This is a genomic window from Acidithiobacillus sp. AMEEHan (assembly GCF_030996345.1).
GTDB lineage: Bacteria > Pseudomonadota > Gammaproteobacteria > Acidithiobacillales > Acidithiobacillaceae > Igneacidithiobacillus.
Map to the genome: position 1 here is coordinate 1020830 of NZ_CP118747.1, position 17620 is coordinate 1038449.

Sequence of the window (17620 nt, forward strand, 5' to 3'; positions counted from 1 at the left end):
ACCGACACCTCAGAATACCTGGGCGGTGAAACTTTCAAGAAAAATGTACAACAATGACGTAGTGTTCCTTGCTCACGTTCTCTATGATCCTTATGCGACCCGTGCAGCCAAAAATATATATGCACAAATCGAAACGGCAATGGGCGCCGACCAGAAATATGCGTTTCTGAAAGTAGGGCCATGGTTTAAAGGTTCCGCAAAGATTTTGGTTGCAGGATTACCTATTGATAATGGAAAGGCATTCCTTGGATTACGCATCCTTGGCGGTAGCCATCCTCATGGAAAAACAATTATCCGCGACAGAGAGAATACAAACAATGGCAATGAACTATCAAATAACGAGGATTATATTGGAGAAAAACGCAGCGGCACACTGCGACTGCTACAGAAGCTACCAGACATAGTCGATTTAACAGACGATGACGAACCAGACCATGCATCTCCTACGTTAGAAATCGAGGATGATGATTTTCTGGTACTTGGAGAACCACGCCGAGTGATTTCCCGGAGATCCGCAAGCGAAAGCAAAAGCAAAAGCGAAGGTAGGCGTGGCCCAGAAACAGCGGTAAATGAATCAACTTTTTCTACCGGTGAGCCCTATGGTACCAGGAAAGGAGTTGGGCAGGCGTTAATCCACGCTCAAGTCGCATTAGAATCAAAAGGAATATTGCGCGACATGTGGAACGCTGCACTATTCTTAAAGAAGACTTACAAGGATGCTATTTTCTCGGTAGACTGGTTCACATTTGAGAATGGATTTAGTAGCAACCCGGAACCGAAGTTAATTTCAATGAAGCCGTACGATAGAGATGACAAAGAGATAGATGCGGCTACCAAACGATGGGTTTACTATGACATAAAGGAACGCATACCACGCGGCGTACTGGTCATTCGAATCATTGCGTCCGGAAAATCTGTTTATCTCCTTGAAATCCAACGTCGACAATTAACAAAAACTCTCGATAACGGGAATCGGAAGAAAGTTGAGGAACCGTTCAAAGGTATTGTGGCTCCTCGACACATTGAGTGGGTAAGGCGGTATGATTGCTTTATGGGAAGGGCAGCGAGCTGAGGATAAGGATGGACCAAGGTAATCAACTGTTCACTCTGGCGTTGGGGTTGGTTCCGCCGTGGATGGTGGACGATGTGCGGTTCACGGTGGAGGAAAAGCGCCTGGACCTGCATGTGAACTTCCCAAGGGGTAGTCAGTTTCCCTGTCCGGTCTGCGGCCAGGACTGCCCGGTCTATGACACCCAGGAGAAGGTCTGGCGTCACCTCGACTTCTTCCAGCATGCGGCTTATCTCCATGCCCGCGTACCACGGGTCCATTGCCCGGAACACGGCGTGCATTTGGTATCCGTCCCTTGGGCGCGGGAAGGCTCGGGATTCACGCTGCTCTTTGAGGCTCTAGTCATGGCCATGGTCCGGGAGATGCCCGTGTTGACGGTCTCCCGCCTAGTGCGGGAGACGGACCAGCGACTCTGGCGGGTGCTCGATCATTACGTCGCCAAGGCCCGCGAGGCCGCGGACATGTCAGAGGTCCATTCCGTCGGTATCGATGAGACGAGCAGCCGGCGCGGCCATGATTACATCACCCTGTTTGTGGACCTCGTGGCGAAGCGCCTGCTGTTTGCCACACCCGGCAAGGATGCCGAGACTTTTGCGCAGTTCGCCGAAGATCTGCAGGCCCATGGCGGCAGCGCCGAGGCCATTACGGAGGTCAGCATGGACCTCTCGCCAGCCTTCCAAAAAGGGGCCGCAGAACACCTGCCCAACGCCCAGGTCACCTTCGATCGCTTTCACCTCATGAAGCTCGTCAATGAGGCCGTAGATGCCGTACGCAAGGGGGAAGCCCTCTCCCAACCAGACCTGAAAAAGAGCCGCTGGCTTTGGCTCAAGAACCCGGGAAAGCTCTCCGCCAAGCAAAGCGCCAGGCTCCGGGAGATCCTCAAGAACCAGAACCTCAAGACAGCACAGGCTTATCAGCTTCGCCTGACCTTCCAAGAAATCTTCACCGTCCAGAATCGCCACCAGGGCGCCACCCTGCTCAAGGCCTGGGTGGAAAACGTCAAGGACAGCGGATTACCGCCAATGGTCAAGGTCGCCTACACCGTCATGAATCACTGGGATGGTGTGCTCCGCTGGTTCGAGAGCCAGATCACCAACGGGATTCTGGAAGGCTTCAATAGCCTCCTCCAGTCCGCCAAGGCAAAAGCCCGTGGCTACCGTACCCACAAGAACTTTATCAACATGGCCTACCTGATCCTCGGTAAACTGGATCTCAGGCTACCCACATGAAACATCGAAGAACCGGTATGGCTCCTCGACACATTGAGTGGGTAAGGCGGTATGATTGCTTTATGGGAAGGGCAGCGAGCTGAGGATAAGGATGGACCAAGGTAATCAACTGTTCACTCTGGCGTTGGGGTTGGTTCCGCCGTGGATGGTGGACGATGTGCGGTTCACGGTGGAGGAAAAGCGCCTGGACCTGCATGTGAACTTCCCAAGGGGTAGTCAGTTTCCCTGTCCGGTCTGCGGCCAGGACTGCCCGGTCTATGACACCCAGGAGAAGGTCTGGCGTCACCTCGACTTCTTCCAGCATGCGGCTTATCTCCATGCCCGCGTACCACGGGTCCATTGCCCGGAACACGGCGTGCATTTGGTATCCGTCCCTTGGGCGCGGGAAGGCTCGGGATTCACGCTGCTCTTTGAGGCTCTAGTCATGGCCATGGTCCGGGAGATGCCCGTGTTGACGGTCTCCCGCCTAGTGCGGGAGACGGACCAGCGACTCTGGCGGGTGCTCGATCATTACGTCGCCAAGGCCCGCGAGGCCGCGGACATGTCAGAGGTCCATTCCGTCGGTATCGATGAGACGAGCAGCCGGCGCGGCCATGATTACATCACCCTGTTTGTGGACCTCGTGGCGAAGCGCCTGCTGTTTGCCACACCCGGCAAGGATGCCGAGACTTTTGCGCAGTTCGCCGAAGATCTGCAGGCCCATGGCGGCAGCGCCGAGGCCATTACGGAGGTCAGCATGGACCTCTCGCCAGCCTTCCAAAAAGGGGCCGCAGAACACCTGCCCAACGCCCAGGTCACCTTCGATCGCTTTCACCTCATGAAGCTCGTCAATGAGGCCGTAGATGCCGTACGCAAGGGGGAAGCCCTCTCCCAACCAGACCTGAAAAAGAGCCGCTGGCTTTGGCTCAAGAACCCGGGAAAGCTCTCCGCCAAGCAAAGCGCCAGGCTCCGGGAGATCCTCAAGAACCAGAACCTCAAGACAGCACAGGCTTATCAGCTTCGCCTGACCTTCCAAGAAATCTTCACCGTCCAGAATCGCCACCAGGGCGCCACCCTGCTCAAGGCCTGGGTGGAAAACGTCAAGGACAGCGGATTACCGCCAATGGTCAAGGTCGCCTACACCGTCATGAATCACTGGGATGGTGTGCTCCGCTGGTTCGAGAGCCAGATCACCAACGGGATTCTGGAAGGCTTCAATAGCCTCCTCCAGTCCGCCAAGGCAAAAGCCCGTGGCTACCGTACCCACAAGAACTTTATCAACATGGCCTACCTGATCCTCGGTAAACTGGATCTCAGGCTACCCACATGAAACATCGAAGAACCTCGATGTATTGACCTCCCGGAGCATTTCCTCGATCTTTTCGCGCTTGTCGTCAGGGAGTTGGATGGATTTCAGGAAACCGCTCCAGAACTGGCCGCGTTGCCCAAACTCCTGAGAGGCGTCGCGAAGCGCCGAAAGGAAAAAGAGCGGCACAAACCGGGAAATCAGATTGAGAGGCGTCGCGTTCCTGAGAACCAATTCCGTGCCGCTGGAATTGAGAAAGGCCCATTTCGTTTCAAACGATCCAAATTCCGACTGGTAGGCTCCTTTGGCCTGCAACCAGATGTGATTCAGCCCGGTTGTATCCAACTGAATCACTTCGTTCATCTGTTGGACCACCGTATCGGGCCAGTCCCCTTCTTGTTCCTCGGCGAAATGTAGAGTAATCGAGATTAGGTCCGCTGTTTGCGGTGTGGTATCGGCGTCTTTTAGATGGAAATCGTATTCGGTGAATTGGCCACCGCGCCGGACGCCGAAACCGCGCGTTAGAACGAGCCGGATAGCCTCCAGTACGGTTGACTTGCCGGCATTGTTTTCGCCGATGAGCACCGTCAAGCGGTCAAGGGGCAGATGAAGCGAGTGGACGCCTCGGAATTTTTCTATTTTGACTTCAATAAGTCTCATCTGTTCAGTTTCCGATTACATTCCTCACGCTGTATCAAATTTCGTTGTGCGTAACACCCGAGGTAACCGGCGCGAGTCCCGCGTAGCGGGATGAGCGTCCGGTTGACCGAGATGTTAGCACTCCACGAGTTGGGCAAACTGTGCGGAGCCATCTGGCAGAATCCAGTACTTGAAGTGCAAGCTGTCCTCAGCATCACCGCGAGTGTCATCTTTTACCTCAACGATCTGTAACGCCGCGTAAAAGCCCTGCACGTTCTGTAGGACCACGAACCGGCCAACCTCGGGGCTCCGAACGCGGCTCGTGAATTCGAGGTCTTCGATGGGCGGAATACCTGCAAGCGTTATACCTCGCGGGGCCAATGCCAACCCTCGCAGATTTGTTGAGTCTGTGTAGCAGTGGATCGATGTGTTACTAGCCTTGCTCCAGTGCGTGTTGAACTCAAGCGTACCTTCGCCAATGCGGAAGTGCCCGTTGAAGTTGGAGTAGTTGAATCGTGCTTCACCTACCAGCACCGGACTTTTCGGGGGCGGCACCTGATCGGCCCTTATTGAGGTCTCGGGCCGGCCGAGCTTCTCACAAACGAGCCGCGCTACCTGTGCGGGTGAATGCGTTCGCAGGTCGATGAACCCGGTAGTTGGCAGTAGCCCAGGAATCTCCGTGTCATCGAACCGGGCCGGGAGAATGTACTCCCTACCCTCATCCAGCGCGCGCGACTGGGCCGCACGACGTTCGTGGTTGGGCCAGACCTTTTGCTGATAATGACGGGAGATGAACATCAACGTGTACTGCGCCTTGTTGCGGTAAACACTGCTAAGGTGCACGTACAGATCCTTGCCCCAAAGATCCACTTCTTCATACCGGTCATAGAACACCGACACCCCACGAGCCCTGAGCTCCTCTGCGACAATTTCGACGTACGCTCTGTCTTCGCCAGCGAAGGAGAGTGCGACTTGATGTTCCACCGTACTTTCCATTTGGAGTGCTAACGCCCGCGCTAACCGGCGGGCTTGGGCGACGCGCCATAGGCGCGTTGACCAAGACCGTCCGTGTTGAGCGCATGGTTAGCGGTCAACTGCTTGAGCATAAATGTAGAAGACGAAGGACACAACCCACCCTCCCTTGACATGTAGAAGCAAATTAGTAATGTCCGCTCTCAGCAAGATAGAAATGTCCGCTTCGGGGTTTGGAAGTGGAGACTTGGATGGAGAAGCGGATCGAGATGAACGAGCGAGAGCTGGAACGGCTGAAGGTGCTTGAGCGGGTACTCGCTGGGGATCTTGATCAGAAGCAGGCGGCGATGAGGTTGGGGCTGACGGATCGGCAGGTCAGAAGACTGATGAGGCGCTATGAGTGCGAGGGTGCGGCAGGGCTCATCAGTCGGCGACGGGGGAAGCCCTCCAATCGGCGCCTTGCGCCGGCGGTCAAGGAAACGATCCTAGCGCGGGTGCCAGAGCGCTACGCGGACTTTGGTCCGACGTTGGCGGTGGAGTATTTGCGTGGGGAAGGCTTGCGGGTCTCCAAGGAGACGTTGCGCGGCTGGATGGTCGAGGCAGGCTTATGGAAGGCCAGACAAAAGCGCTCACTCCGTCTGCATCCGCCGAGGCCCCGCCGGGTGCGGCGCGGTGAGCTGATCCAGATCGATGGCAGCCCCCATGACTGGTTTGAAGGTCGGGGGCCGCGCTGTTGCCTGATCGCCTTCATCGACGACGCCACCAGCCAGGTGACGTTTGCCCGCTTCGTGCCGGTGGAGAGCACACAGGCCTACCTAGATGTGCTCAAGGCTTACGTGACGACCTACGGCTGCCCGGCGGCGCTCTACAGCGACCGGCATGGCATTTTTACCAAGCACGATCCGGAAGATGGCAAGCCCACCCAGTTCCAACGTGCCACAGCCAGCCTGGGCATGGAGACGATCCAGGCTTTGACCCCACAGGCCAAGGGGCGGGTGGAGCGGCTCTTCCAGACCCTGCAGGATCGCCTCGTCAAAGCCATGCGTCTTGCGGACATTGCCGATATCGAAGCCGCCAATGTCTTCCTGACGGGTTATTTGCCCGAGCACAATGCCCGCTTCGCCGTCGCGCCGCTTGATCCGGCAGATGCCCACCAGTCCTATGAAGGCGAGGCCAGCGAACTCGCCCGCATTTGTGCCATCCAACACACCCGCACCCTGTCCAAAGACCTGGTGCTGTCTTTCCGACGGCAACGCTACATCGTGCAAACGAACGGCGCACCCCGTTATGCCCTGCGGGGGAAGAGAATCACGGTGGTCGAGTATGGCGACGGGCGGGTGGAACTGCTTGCCGGTCAAGAAATCCTGCCCTACAAGGTATTCGATCCCGCCCAGGACGTCTTCACAGCCGTCGATGACAAGACCCTCAATGCACGGGTGGATGCCATCCTCAAGACACGCCAGCCCAAAGAGAAAGGGCGGCCCGGTCCCGATCACCCTTGGCGACGCGCCTTCGCAACCCCTGCCCCGGGCGACAAAACATCCGCGCCCAACCGGACATCTCTATTTTGCCCAGAACCGGACATTTCTACTTTGCCTTGACACCCACCCTCCCTTGACACCCACCCTCCCTTGACACCCACCCTCCCTTGACACCCACCCACCCGGCGAACCCATTAAATTGACAGAGGCTTGAGAAATTCCCATACTTGCTTTAAGGTTTATCCAATAAGCAGCGGGGGTTGATTCCATGTCTGGAAGTGGTGGTGGTGTTGGCGGCAGTTCCGACTACGACATACCGTGTGACAGTCTGGAATTCGAGGCACAACTTACCAGCCCACAGCCTGCGATTGTCCCAACGCTTGTGGTTGGAGAGGTTCTCGACATTATAATCACTATTATGAACGACCAAGTCGTACTGCAAGTTCTCAAAAATGGTCAGGTGGCAGGCGGTCTCGCCGGGCCTGATGCGACTCGTCTTCGTAATTGCATCGAGAAGCATCACAAGTACGGGGCTACCGTGCGACTCGTCAATGGTGGTCAGGTTCGAGTCCTTATCAAACACGTATGAAACCCCTGCATATCGTCGGGGGTGTCTACCAGGAATACTGTGTCCACCCTCGCTGGAACCAGATCTACGGTTCCGCTGGCCGAGCGGCGCTTGCTATTGCCACGCTCGGCACGCCAGTGGTTCTGCATTCGTACATGAACGACTATGCCGCCCAAATTATTAGAGAAAATAGTGCATGGTTTGGACAATTCAGAATAATGCAGGAAAAAATACCTGACATTGTTACTTTCAACTATTTGTACGATATGGCGGTGCCGGACATTCGAGGGGTCCCAGTGCAGCCATACGCTCCGATGTGCGTGACTGAGGATAAGGTTGTTCGTTTCGGCATGCTCGAAGGTGACGCAGTAGTGAAAGCCGATTGGGTGGTTTACGACCCTCAGAACGCACATAAGGGGATACCATTCGGTGCTAATGGATCAACTGCCAATCACCTTGCTCTTGTCTTAAATACTTACGAAGCTGGCAAGATGGCTAATATGCTGGGTGGGCATCCGTCCAAGATAGCGCCCGTGCTCGCGGACCAACAATGTGCGGAAGTAGTTGTGATAAAAATGGGGCCGGAAGGCGCTTTCGTTTGGACCCCAGATGAGGCCGTGCAGGTACCAGCATTTAGAACAAGCAGTGTCTGGAAAATCGGCTCAGGCGATTGCTTCGTCGCTCACTTCGCAAACGCGTGGATGCACGACGGTAAAACACCAAGATTGGCTGCGGAAGCGGCATCTTTAGCTACAGCCTATTACTGTGAGACACAAGGCTTCCCAACTGCAGATATTCTTGCGACGAAAAGATTTCCTGTCGTGCGGCCTTCTATCGCCTATATCGAAGGTAGACGCCTACAGGTCTATTTGGCTGGACCATTCTTCGATTTGGCACAGGTATGGATGGTAGAACAAGCACGCGCTAATCTGCAACACATGGGGTTACGTGTATTATCTCCGTACCACGACATCGGGCTCGGTAGCGCTTGGGATGTTGTTGCCAGCGACCTCAAAGGCATCCAAGAATCAGACTTGGTTCTGGCCATTACCGACGGTCTTGATGCGGGAACAGTTTACGAAATTGGTTATGCGCGGGCGTTAAACAAGCCCGTTATCGTGTATAGCGAGCGGCACAAAGGTGAAGCACTGAAGATGATGGAAGGGTCCGGATGCATCATCTGTAATAACTACACCACCGCGCTTTACTCGACCCTATGGGAGGCGGTCACAATATGAAGACCGGGTTACTCTTATCTGGCGGCATGGATTCCATTTCAATCGCTTGGTGGAAACGGCCGCAATGGGCGGCGACAATCGACTATGGTCAGAAGGCCGCTGCCGCCGAAAAGCGCTCAGCGGCCCAGATCTGCAAGGTTCTCCGCATTGAGCACGAAGTCATTACCGTAGACTGCAGCGCACTCGGTTCTGGGGATATGGCTAACACCGCCCCTAATGCTCATGCGACAACTTCAGACTGGTGGCCCTATCGCAATCAGCTTCTTATTACGCTTGCCTGTATGCGAGCCATCTCACGCGAAGTGCAGACGCTCTATATCGGGACAGTAAAATCCGACGGTGAGAGTCATCGTGATGGCACACCAGAGTTCGTGAGACGTATGGATGACCTGTTAGCCTCCCAAGAAGGAGTTCTTCATATTGTCGCGCCAGCCATCGAATACACAACAGCAGAGCTTGTTAGGACAGCTGCAGTGCCCCCGGGTTTATTAGCCTGGGCACATAGCTGCCATAAAGCTGAAATCGCCTGCGGCAATTGCCGTGGCTGCAACAAGTACCTCGCCACATTTGCTGAGCTTGGGTCGGAATACTCGAGTGTTGCCTGACCCAGTGCCACGCGCGCAGCCAGCGAGATACCAGCCGTTTGTATGGCCATCTGGTGCATGGCTGCGGCTCATGCCACGGAACGAATCACTTGAGTTGGACTTAGTCGCGCTGTTAGAGCGACGACAGACTCGGAGGGGCTTTAAGAAACCAATAGACGACGAAAAATTGGGTGAGTTCTTCTGGCTATCATGCCGCAGTCGTAGTTCTCATTCCAGTCCCTTCGGTCCTGACCAAGAGTCTCGAGTCCACCCATCAGCAGGTGCATTGCATCCTATCCACGTGCTCGTGTCTCGGAGCGCTGGGCCTTGGATGCGGTACGACCCGGTGGAGCATGCGCTCATTGAACTGCCCGGATCGACCAACAGTGCTGCAGCAGGCCGAAATGCTGCTAACCGTATTTTCAATCTGAACCAAGGTGTGCTTCTTGGGCTCGTGGCCGAGCCTGGGAAGACCGAAGCTAAGTATGATAACCATGAAACGCTAGTGTGGCGAGACGCCGGCGTATTGCTAGGCTACATGTCCCTCATTGCCGAAGCACTCCATCTGGATTTTTGCCCACTTGGTATTACAGGACAGACGCATCTGACGGACTTTCTCCCTGAAGCTTCCCGGTTACAAGCCGCTGGGTTGGCAGTTCTGGGGGCAGATTGAGTATACCGTTAGATTAAAGTTGCTTGAACCTGCCTATTTTCCTGTTTTCGCTGCCTGCGATTCATTCTTTTCGGAGTTTCGCTTAGTTGGTTGATCAGAACGCGAGCCATCCTGAGTGAAGAAGCCATTTCGTACCAAATCACAGCATCAAGCTCGGAAGCTCGGACACCGAGTGCTTGGCTGAATTGCAGGAACAGCGATTCAAGCTCAAAGTAGTGCCGTTCAACAGTAAGGCCTTGTGGGAAAATACCTATCGATCGCCCTACGCGCATGATGTGGATATCCAAAATAGCTACGTCGTCAGCATCCATCCAGTTGCGGGCAATCCACGAAGCGGTTTTTGGCCCGATGCCCGGTAGTTGCATGAGCCAGTCGCGTAACTGCTTTCCGGACGGGAATATGGACGCCGATTGAACCGATCGGAGCGCAGCTGCTAGGTATCGCGACTTCTGTGCCGGGAAACGATACCGGACTTGACGCTGCCCGACCCGCAAAGGCTCGCGTAACCAAGCTTCGAACTGCTCTTCTGAAGGCGGTGTCCCGGTAAAAGCTCCAAGTTTGCGTAGCTTCTCATAAGCGGCAATGCCCACAGAGGCAGGAATACCATGTCCACCGAGCAAGCACGCTGCTACTTCTTCAGAAAGTGTGTTCCCGATCTTATAAGCAGCGGGCTGGCTTACTAACCGCCTAGCTATCACTTGGAATTGCCAGTAAGCTGGGGTCGGGAAAGCGTCAATGGCTCCCCACCTAACACCATTCATGAGAATAGTATCAGGCGAGGGAATCTCCACATAAATCACTCCCGTTCGAGTGAGGATAGCCGCTGTCTGGGTCATCGCGCCACGCTTTGCACCTTGCTGGAATATTCCTCGTCTAGCCATTGAGAGAAGACCGCCCGTTCGATAGGATCCATGCGTTTAACTTTATCCTGCAGTCGCTGGAGCCGGCGCTTAGTCGTCTGGCGCGCTCTAAAGTCGGCACCCAGGTACCGGCTATCATGCAGAATCTTGGGCGGTTCGAAGTTAAACCACAGGGTTTCCTCTCGTACGTCAGTATGAGTTTTGGCGTGAAAAGTACGTGTATGCCATCCAACAAGTGAATCGTTATACAGGTCATTTGCGTATCCCGACAAAATGGCCATACAGGGCAAAGACACGAGTAGCGCAATAAGTTGTTTGTGATCCTCGGCAGAGTAATCCAGACTATAGACACGTGTCCTCCGTCGAACCTGCGGATGATACGGAGGATCCAAATATATCAGTTCATCTCCGTGGAAATCGAAGTGAGCGAGAAAGTCCTCGGCCCTGCTGTGCACAACTTCGACACCTGGTATTTCCTCGGCAGACCATGCTGCGATGACCTTTAAATCCGCATCAATCCCAATGTTGCGTATTGCTGGCCGCTTGTGACGCATCACCGCTCCGCCACCAAGGTGGGTCTCAATGTAGACCGCATGCGGGGGCATCACGTTAATAACGTGCTGGTAAGTCTTTCCTTTGCCGCCAGGGTATCTCATGGACATGAATCATCGTTAATTATGACGATGATGTCAACACAAGGAGAGTCGCCGTGCTCAGCAAGCCTTTTCGCGCGTCCATGCGCGATCGGCCTTGCGCTGGCGATTGGATAACAGGCCCCGGACGCCCTGGGGTCACCGGCGTTCCATCCCGCCCTCGTTGGGGCACGGACGGAACACTCGTCTCCCAAATGGCTCGACGGCCACCATGCGGCACTGCACGCGCCTGCACTCCCAGCTTGCGCGGTCGCTTCGGCGGATGCAGTACACAGCGTGGCCTGCCGGGGGCTACTCGCCTACGTATTCCGCGCAAAACGGCCACCCAGTCCAGCTGAAACCGGCCACCCGGAGCGGAGCGACGCCGGGGTGGTTGATGTTTACTCCGATTTGCTCTCTTGCGTCAATTTGGGTTTGAGTTTGCGCAGTGATTCTCCTTTCAGGCTGACTTGGTGGGCATGATGGACAACCCGGTCGAGGATGGCATCGGCCAAGGTGGGATCGCCCAGAGAGTCATGCCAATGGGCAGCGGGTAGCTAGCTGGTGATGATCGTGGAACGAGTCTGGTACCGGTCATCAAGGATCTCCAGGAGATCTCGACGGCGGTCATCGTCAAGCAATGCCAAGCCCCAATCATCAAGGAGGAGAACTTCGACCTTGCCCAGGCTGGCCATGAGCTTGGGGTAACGGCCATCTCCATGAGACACGGCGAGTTCCTCGAACATCCGGGGGAGCCGATAGTACAGAGCGGTATGCCCCTGTCGACAAGCAGCGTTGGCGAGGGCACAGGCAAGATAGGTCTTGCCCACGCCAGTCGGGCCGGTGAGGAGGATATTCTGATGTCGCTGGACCCAAGTGCCGGTCAGTAGCTCTCGGAACAAGGTCTTGTCCAAGCCGCGTGCGTGGCGGTAGTCGATATCCTCGGGGACTGCGGGTTGTTTGAGTCGGGCGCGCCGGAGCCGGCTGCTGGTCGAGCGATTTTGCCGCTCAGCCTTTTCCCGATCGAGCAGTAGCCCCAGACGTTCTTCGAAGGTCAGGGCCTCAACGTCGGGGAGAAGGGCCTGCTCGGTTAAAGCCTGGGCCATGCCATGCAGCCGTAAGCGGGTCAGTGTCTCATAGGTGGGATGGTTCAACATGCTGCCTCCTGTCAGTGGTAGTAGTCGGCACCACGCAGATTGGCGTGGTCGGCGGGAAGATTGGATTGCCCAGGCTTGCGAGGCTGACGATCCAATTGGTTCTTGAGGATGGAATTCAGGCTACGCCAGCTGATGGATTGCAGCCGGATAGCGCGATCACAGGCGGCTTCCAGCCGATCGGGTCCGTAGGCCTTGGCAAGGCGCAATATCCCCAGCGCGGCTCGGTAGGCCTGCTGTGGGTGACGGCGCGAACGCAGGAGATGATGGATGACCGCTTGGGTATGGGGACCAATGCGGGCCGCCCAGTCGAGGAAGCGCTGCGTGTTCCATCCAGCGACCTTCTGGTGCGCCGGGGCAAGATGAGCCTCCTGGGTGCTGTGCTGCCCCTTGGCAAAGGAACGGGGATGGCTGGCAACGCGCTCCCCCTTGTGGAAGATCTCCACGGTGCCGGTCGTATATCTGGCATCCAGCTTTTGGCGGGCGAAGCGGTAGGGGACGGAGTAGTAATGGCCAGTGATCTCGACGTGATAGTCGATGCCGACCGTCACCACCTTCCACTCGGCAAACTCATATCGGGTCATTGGCAAGGGCTTCAAGGCGGGTTGATCGACGGCCAGGAAGACACTGTGGCGGGAGCCTGGCAGCTTCTGGAAGGGGTGCGCGTTCAGAGCGATCACCAGGGGCCGAATGGCGCCGTTGAGCTCCAGCAAACTGAAGAATTCCCGGTGCCGAAGACGCGCCAAAACCCAACGCTGTGCCAAGAGAACCCCGGCCTCGACCTTCGCTTTGTCCCGCGGTTTACGGACGCGCGCTGGTAAGATCGCCGTATCGTAGTGCCGCGCCAGATCCAGGTAGCTGGGGTTCAGCTCAGGCTCATAGAAATTGGGGTGGAGAACACCGCTTTTGAGGTTGTCTGGGACGAGCAATTCCGGTACACCGCCCAGAAAGTCGAAACAGCGGACATGCGAGGCAATCCAATCGGCCAGCCCTTGGGTCCATGTTGCCTCGACGAAGGTGTAATTTGACGCCCCCAGAACCGCAAGGAAGATCTGAGCCTGACGAATCTCTCCGGTACCCGGGTCAATGACCGGCACCGTTTGCCCACTATAGTCCACAAAGAGCCGCTCCCCGGGAGCGTGGCGCTGACGGAGCGTTACCGGCAACGACTTGGCGTAGGCCCGGTAATGGTCACAGAAGGCGCTGTACTGGTAGCCATCGGGTGGTGCTCCCGGTACTCCTGCCAGAGTAGTTGCAGGGTGACGCCCTTGCGTCCCATCTCTTGGTGAATGGTCGCCCAGTCTGGCTCCGACCGCTGCACCTGAGACGGGGGCGGAGGTGGAAACAAAAGACCTTCCAGAGCTTGCTCTGTCAACTCCAGAGGCAATGGCCAACCAAGGCCGGCTGCCTGGGCACGCCGGAGATACTCACTGACCGTGGACCGACTGATTCCAACGGCGCGCGCAATCTCTCTTTTGGAGAGGCGACGGTTACAGTGTAACCGTAAAACTTCCGTAATCTTCCGCATGGGTAACCTCGTATTAGGCATGGCAGTCCTCGGCAAAAATGCCTTAGACCGCCGGGGTTACCCCGCACGTCGCTTCCCCTCCCTCAAGTGGCCGGATTCCCGCGGAATCGGTGGCCGGTTTGCGCTGGAACAGGTGGCCGGTTTGCCGCGGAATCAGTGGCCGATTTCACATGGAATACGCACCCGACAGGATACGGGCGCACGCAGCGATCTGCTTCATGGCGCTGATTCTACATCGGGTTATGCGCAGTCGATTACGTGCGAGCCACACCGGGCTGACGCCGGAACGAGCCTTGGAGCAACTCCACCGCATTCAGCATCACCGAGTTCGTCTCAATGGTGCCCCACCCGTATCCGGGGTGTCTTCTATCCAGGAATGTCAAAGCGAGGTACTGCATGCCCTCCGGGTAAAAAAACCAACAGCGTCTCAGCAACTGACGCTGTTGTAGTGGAGCGTTTTGAAATCGCTATTAGCAATATCAATGGGTTGCGAGATTAACTGTCGAATTCGGGCGCGCCCAGTCCACTCGGCTGTATGTGGGACCAGTGACCCGGTGCACTGAATCTACAAATCGGGACGCCGAGCACTGGACATCGAATGTCGACTGCAGGGAAATCATGCAAACAGCTTGCTCCCCAAACGACGCGGGCCGCACTGAGCACGCCGGGTAAACCGCTGATTGATTCACCGCCTACACAATTCCCTAGAGAGATTCCCCATCAGTATCTTCCCCCGTAGAATCGACATCTGACATCTCTTCCCAATCATCTTTGACTCGTGGCCGCGCCAGCTCAATCACCATCTGGAGATAGGCCTCCAGAAGCAAAGTATCCAGGATCTGCTCTGGCGTCATCCGCCAGCGTTTTGCCAGTTCATCCAGGCAATGCTGACGCCAACGTGCATCTCGCGCGTAATCTAGTGATACGATCTTTCGCATAACTTAAAACACACTGCCGGAAAACCGATCGCGTGCGGAGTCCGCCACCTTTTTGATCTGTTCGGCTTTTTTGCAGAGGTACAGATGCTCGGCTTTCCGCCGCTGTGCCTCAGTCAGATTAAAGTAAATGCCGTACAAATAAGGGTAGATCGGGTGGGTGATGCGCTCCCGCCGTGCCACGGTAGCAACGGTTTCGCAATTCCCGCATTCCGGAATCTCGAACTCCACCAACACCATTTCTCCAGGCTCCAGGAAGTCATGATCCAAGAAAATCGAGGCTCCCCCAAGGCTGAAGTCGTGCAGCTTGCCATAGAGTGTCCTGCCATTCTTGGACCGCATCAGGATGTTCCCTTCAATCGGTATTCGCCGTTGCTTACGAGCGCTTCTGGCAAGCACCCGGGTGGGCAGTTCAAAATGGTGCAGACCTTCGCCAGAATACTTCCAGTCCGCAAAGAACCCCAAAATTTGTGGCCGTGCCAGCAGGAAGATGAGTGGCTTACGTAGCTTTTTCTCTTCACCGAAGGAGGGACCGGCCGGCTCTAGTAGAAACTCTTTTCCTTCCCAGCGCAGAAAGTGGCACAGGGTACCGTTGGCTCCCGGGTCCGGGGTGTAAAAAATGGCACTTTGCCCATTTGCTGCCCCCAAGTCTTCCGGATTGGGTAATAAGAGTTCGCGGGATCCTGATAGGAATGTAAGTGCCAGGAACTCGACCAAGGGTAAGTCCCCCCGGCTAGGGAGCAGTAAGGCCAACTCCGTATCGTCTTCGCTAAGAGGCAAACCAGATATTCCTATAAATTTATATAAAATATTACCAAATATTCCCCAACGTGCGGATTCTACTCCGCCTTGCTGAAAAATGCAATGGACAAAAAGGTCTGTTTCTGCTACCTCACGCGAGGGCGCGAATTGCGTCTTCCAGTATTGTGAGCTGTTCCAGAAACGTCTGACGAGCGCCGGTCAACTGCAATCGGAGAGGTTCCACAGCAAAGGTATCTCCCTGACGCGCGGCCTCCAACAACGCAACCGACAGCTCATGTATTGCCCGATGGGGTTGTTCGAGTTGGGCGAATTCGGCTAATCGCCCGAAATTTTGTCTTCCAACCCCGTCATACCACTTCCCTAGCCGACATGAATGATAGTCCGATGGCAGAGGCAACTCTTTTGGCGTAATGGCAGCGGCGCCTTTCTCAGATTCGGCCATCGCCACATCAACAAAGTGCCTGTGCGTCTCCTTCGTTGCATCGAATTGCATCAGGGTCGTCATGATCCGCATGCCATGAGCCTTATCTTGCAATGACTCCACAAAGGATAGTACCTGCCCTGCGTGCGCCTGCAATTCATCATTGTGCTGGGCAATCTCCTTTCCTCTCGACAACAAACCAGAAACCCCTGAATGGATATCCTCGGCAGACGCGCGGACCCGGTTCGACAGATTTCGCACCTCATCTGCTACTACGGCAAATCCTCGCCCATGCTCCCCAGCCCGTGCTGCCTCAATAGCCGCATTCAGGGCCAATAAGTTGGTTTGGTAGGAAATCTTCTCGATCTCCTGGAGAGTGGATCCAATCTCCTGCAACTTCTGCTGTAAATCACGAACTATCTGTTCGTTCCTCTGAATCACTGCAGCAGTCTTCTTGGAGGCGATAGACATTCCTTGAGCTGATGCCTCGATCTCCTCGGCAGAGTGATCCACTTGTACCGTGACATTGCGCAACGATTCCGCAGTCTGGTGCGCCTTCCCCTCCGCCTCGCGCATCTTGTTAATACGTTGCACAACAGGATTCAGGATCTCCTGCAGAGCGGACGGAATTTTTTGCTCCTCACTGGGGCTGGTATCTGCTCGGCTTTCCAGTATCTCGAGTAAAAAGGAAGCAGCTTGCTTGATCACGGTTTCCTGCGAATTCATCCTCTCTCCTGTAAGAGCTACCATCAAATATTGTCATAAATAGTGAAACGCTGATTGCTGACATGCATTATGCATCTTAGCCAATACTGGAACGGGATGAATCCACAATGCTTTTGATATGTGCCCCTTTCTTGCAGAGATATAGCTGTTCCGCCTTCTGGCGCTGTTCCTGTGTCAAACTCAGGCTCACGCCGATCAAGTTACGATAGCGACCTTCCGCAGAAAGCGGGGCTTGACGCACCACCGTTGCAGCAGTCTCGCAGGTCCCGCAGTCGGGGATCTTAAAAGTGATCATTAACGGTTCTCCCGGCGCGAAATCCTCGCCTACCAGAAAACTCGCCCCAGATGGACTGAAATCATGAATCCGACACGAAAGCTGCCGTCCATCCAGACGACGAATGATGGCGTTTCCGTTCTCTAACTGGACTCGCTTGTCCCCGCGCAGTTCTCTGGCGTAGAGATGGTTTGGATGTTTGAAATGCAATATCCCGGCTTCCGTTTTGTTCCATCGAGAAAATCCCATGTAGACTGTCTTCCCGATGGCCAAGAGCATCAAAATCATATTTGGCGTGGGCTCGCGGAACAGGAGTGTCCTCGGTTGCAGGCGCAATGTAGCGTCCTGGAGATTACAGCCAACGTACTGGAAAGACTCCCCAGAATCCGCAGGATCTGAAGTAAGCACCAAGGCATATCCGTCAGAGTGGGTACAAATGGGCGATTGTTGGGGATCCGACGTAGCCAGTTCCTGAAACTCGGGAAGCAGCACTTCAAAATATTCCGTGAGATTCCGTTGTTCCCGGAGGGGAAGTACCATCCCGAGCTCGGTATTGTCGAAGGTCAGGCTCACAAGAGAATCCGTTTTGT

General features: G+C 55.4%; 16 protein-coding genes and 3 pseudogenes. 8 read left to right on the forward strand and 11 right to left on the reverse strand.

The genetic code is table 11. The features are described 5' to 3' along the window. Positions 1-25 precede the first annotated feature (25 nt). The 3 genes from ORD17_RS05215 to ORD17_RS05225 all read left to right on the forward strand — a co-directional run bounded on the left by ORD17_RS05215 (position 26) and on the right by ORD17_RS05225 (position 3607). Complete coding sequence (locus ORD17_RS05215; RefSeq protein ID WP_308389813.1) at positions 26-1072, forward strand: hypothetical protein; 1047 nt, start codon at positions 26-28, stop codon at positions 1070-1072. Positions 1073-1080: 8 nt separating this feature from the next. Next, positions 1081-2298: an ISL3 family transposase gene (locus ORD17_RS05220; protein ID WP_014003049.1), complete on the forward strand. Its 1218-nt coding sequence runs from the start codon at positions 1081-1083 to the stop codon at positions 2296-2298. Positions 2299-2389: 91 nt separating this feature from the next. Continuing rightward, positions 2390-3607 (forward strand): ISL3 family transposase, encoded by a 1218-nt coding sequence (locus tag ORD17_RS05225; RefSeq protein WP_014003049.1) that lies wholly within the window; start codon positions 2390-2392, stop codon positions 3605-3607. On the opposite strand, the gene ORD17_RS05230 is transcribed toward ORD17_RS05225, so the two are convergent. Together ORD17_RS05230 and ORD17_RS05235 are read right to left on the reverse strand one after the other, a co-directional pair. Then, positions 3596-4243 (reverse strand): DUF2813 domain-containing protein, encoded by a 648-nt coding sequence (locus tag ORD17_RS05230; protein ID WP_308389814.1) that lies wholly within the window; start codon positions 4241-4243, stop codon positions 3596-3598. The genes ORD17_RS05225 and ORD17_RS05230 overlap by 12 nt on opposite strands. 114 nt (positions 4244-4357) lie before the next feature. Beyond that, positions 4358-5206, reverse strand: coding sequence for a TIR domain-containing protein (locus tag ORD17_RS05235; protein ID WP_308389815.1), 849 nt, complete (start codon positions 5204-5206; stop codon positions 4358-4360). Positions 5207-5445: 239 nt separating this feature from the next. Here ORD17_RS05235 and ORD17_RS05240 point away from each other — a divergent pair, with 239 nt between their 5' ends. After that, on the forward strand, positions 5446-6795 hold the full coding sequence (locus tag ORD17_RS05240) for an ISNCY family transposase (RefSeq protein ID WP_308389816.1): 1350 nt from the start codon (positions 5446-5448) through the stop codon (positions 6793-6795). A gap of 112 nt (positions 6796-6907) precedes the next feature. Here ORD17_RS05240 and ORD17_RS05245 read toward each other — a convergent pair whose 3' ends face one another. Continuing rightward, positions 6908-7258, reverse strand: a complete 351-nt coding sequence (locus ORD17_RS05245) for a hypothetical protein (protein ID WP_308389817.1) — start codon at positions 7256-7258, stop codon at positions 6908-6910. A 140-nt stretch (positions 7259-7398) separates the two neighbouring features. Between ORD17_RS05245 and ORD17_RS05250 the strand changes: the two genes are divergently transcribed. From ORD17_RS05250 to ORD17_RS05260, 3 genes are all read left to right on the forward strand, one after another. Beyond that, positions 7399-8481 (forward strand): PfkB family carbohydrate kinase, encoded by a 1083-nt coding sequence (locus ORD17_RS05250; protein ID WP_308389818.1) that lies wholly within the window; start codon positions 7399-7401, stop codon positions 8479-8481. Further along, positions 8478-9086 (forward strand): 7-cyano-7-deazaguanine synthase, encoded by a 609-nt coding sequence (locus ORD17_RS05255; RefSeq protein ID WP_308389819.1) that lies wholly within the window; start codon positions 8478-8480, stop codon positions 9084-9086. The genes ORD17_RS05250 and ORD17_RS05255 overlap by 4 nt, the downstream gene beginning before the upstream one ends. Positions 9087-9156: 70 nt before the next feature. Continuing rightward, positions 9157-9738, forward strand: a complete 582-nt coding sequence (locus ORD17_RS05260) for a nitroreductase family protein (protein ID WP_308389820.1) — start codon at positions 9157-9159, stop codon at positions 9736-9738. Positions 9739-9746: 8 nt separating this feature from the next. Here ORD17_RS05260 and ORD17_RS05265 read toward each other — a convergent pair whose 3' ends face one another. The 4 genes and pseudogenes from ORD17_RS05265 to istA all read right to left on the reverse strand — a co-directional run bounded on the left by ORD17_RS05265 (position 9747) and on the right by istA (position 13933). Next, positions 9747-10574, reverse strand: a complete 828-nt coding sequence (locus ORD17_RS05265; RefSeq protein WP_308389821.1) for a hypothetical protein — start codon at positions 10572-10574, stop codon at positions 9747-9749. Continuing rightward, the gene (locus tag ORD17_RS05270; RefSeq protein WP_308389822.1) at positions 10571-11254 is read right to left on the reverse strand and encodes a DNA adenine methylase; all 684 of its coding nucleotides are present in this window, start codon (positions 11252-11254) and stop codon (positions 10571-10573) included. Before ORD17_RS05270 ends, ORD17_RS05265 begins: the two co-directional genes overlap by 4 nt. Positions 11255-11631: 377 nt before the next feature. Next, positions 11632-12387 (reverse strand): annotated as a pseudogene (gene istB / locus ORD17_RS05275) (IS21-like element helper ATPase IstB). Positions 12388-12398: 11 nt separating this feature from the next. Further along, positions 12399-13933, reverse strand: a pseudogene (gene istA, locus ORD17_RS05280) (IS21 family transposase). 161 nt (positions 13934-14094) lie between these two features. Between istA and ORD17_RS05285 the strand changes: the two are divergent. Further along, a pseudogene (locus ORD17_RS05285) lies at positions 14095-14361 on the forward strand (IS1634 family transposase); the annotation flags it as partial. Between the two features lie 255 nt (positions 14362-14616). On the opposite strand, the gene ORD17_RS05290 reads toward ORD17_RS05285, so the two are convergent. The 4 genes from ORD17_RS05290 to ORD17_RS05305 form a co-directional block, all read right to left on the reverse strand. Then, positions 14617-14850, reverse strand: a complete 234-nt coding sequence (locus ORD17_RS05290; protein WP_308389823.1) for a hypothetical protein — start codon at positions 14848-14850, stop codon at positions 14617-14619. Between the two features lie 3 nt (positions 14851-14853). Then, positions 14854-15564 (reverse strand): PilZ domain-containing protein, encoded by a 711-nt coding sequence (locus tag ORD17_RS05295; protein WP_308389824.1) that lies wholly within the window; start codon positions 15562-15564, stop codon positions 14854-14856. A 175-nt stretch (positions 15565-15739) separates the two neighbouring features. Continuing rightward, positions 15740-16756, reverse strand: a complete 1017-nt coding sequence (locus ORD17_RS05300) for a methyl-accepting chemotaxis protein (RefSeq protein ID WP_308389825.1) — start codon at positions 16754-16756, stop codon at positions 15740-15742. A 76-nt stretch (positions 16757-16832) separates the two neighbouring features. Further along, on the reverse strand, positions 16833-17603 hold the full coding sequence (locus ORD17_RS05305) for a PilZ domain-containing protein (RefSeq protein WP_308389826.1): 771 nt from the start codon (positions 17601-17603) through the stop codon (positions 16833-16835). Between the last annotated feature and the right edge of the window lie 17 nt (positions 17604-17620).

Coding starts and splice junctions, on each gene's coding strand:
- ORD17_RS05260 (WP_308389820.1), top strand. CDS start 9,157: ATGCCACGGAACGAATCACTTGAGTTGGACTTAGTCGCGCTGTTAGAG.
- ORD17_RS05230 (WP_308389814.1), bottom strand. CDS start 4,243: ATGAGACTTATTGAAGTCAAAATAGAAAAATTCCGAGGCGTCCACTCG.
- ORD17_RS05250 (WP_308389818.1), top strand. CDS start 7,399: ATGAACGACTATGCCGCCCAAATTATTAGAGAAAATAGTGCATGGTTT.
- ORD17_RS05265 (WP_308389821.1), bottom strand. CDS start 10,574: ATGACCCAGACAGCGGCTATCCTCACTCGAACGGGAGTGATTTATGTG.
- ORD17_RS05300 (WP_308389825.1), bottom strand. CDS start 16,756: ATGAATTCGCAGGAAACCGTGATCAAGCAAGCTGCTTCCTTTTTACTC.
- ORD17_RS05255 (WP_308389819.1), top strand. CDS start 8,478: ATGAAGACCGGGTTACTCTTATCTGGCGGCATGGATTCCATTTCAATC.
- ORD17_RS05240 (WP_308389816.1), top strand. CDS start 5,446: ATGGAGAAGCGGATCGAGATGAACGAGCGAGAGCTGGAACGGCTGAAG.
- ORD17_RS05220 (WP_014003049.1), top strand. CDS start 1,081: ATGGACCAAGGTAATCAACTGTTCACTCTGGCGTTGGGGTTGGTTCCG.
- ORD17_RS05225 (WP_014003049.1), top strand. CDS start 2,390: ATGGACCAAGGTAATCAACTGTTCACTCTGGCGTTGGGGTTGGTTCCG.
- ORD17_RS05290 (WP_308389823.1), bottom strand. CDS start 14,850: ATGCGAAAGATCGTATCACTAGATTACGCGCGAGATGCACGTTGGCGT.
- ORD17_RS05270 (WP_308389822.1), bottom strand. CDS start 11,254: ATGAGATACCCTGGCGGCAAAGGAAAGACTTACCAGCACGTTATTAAC.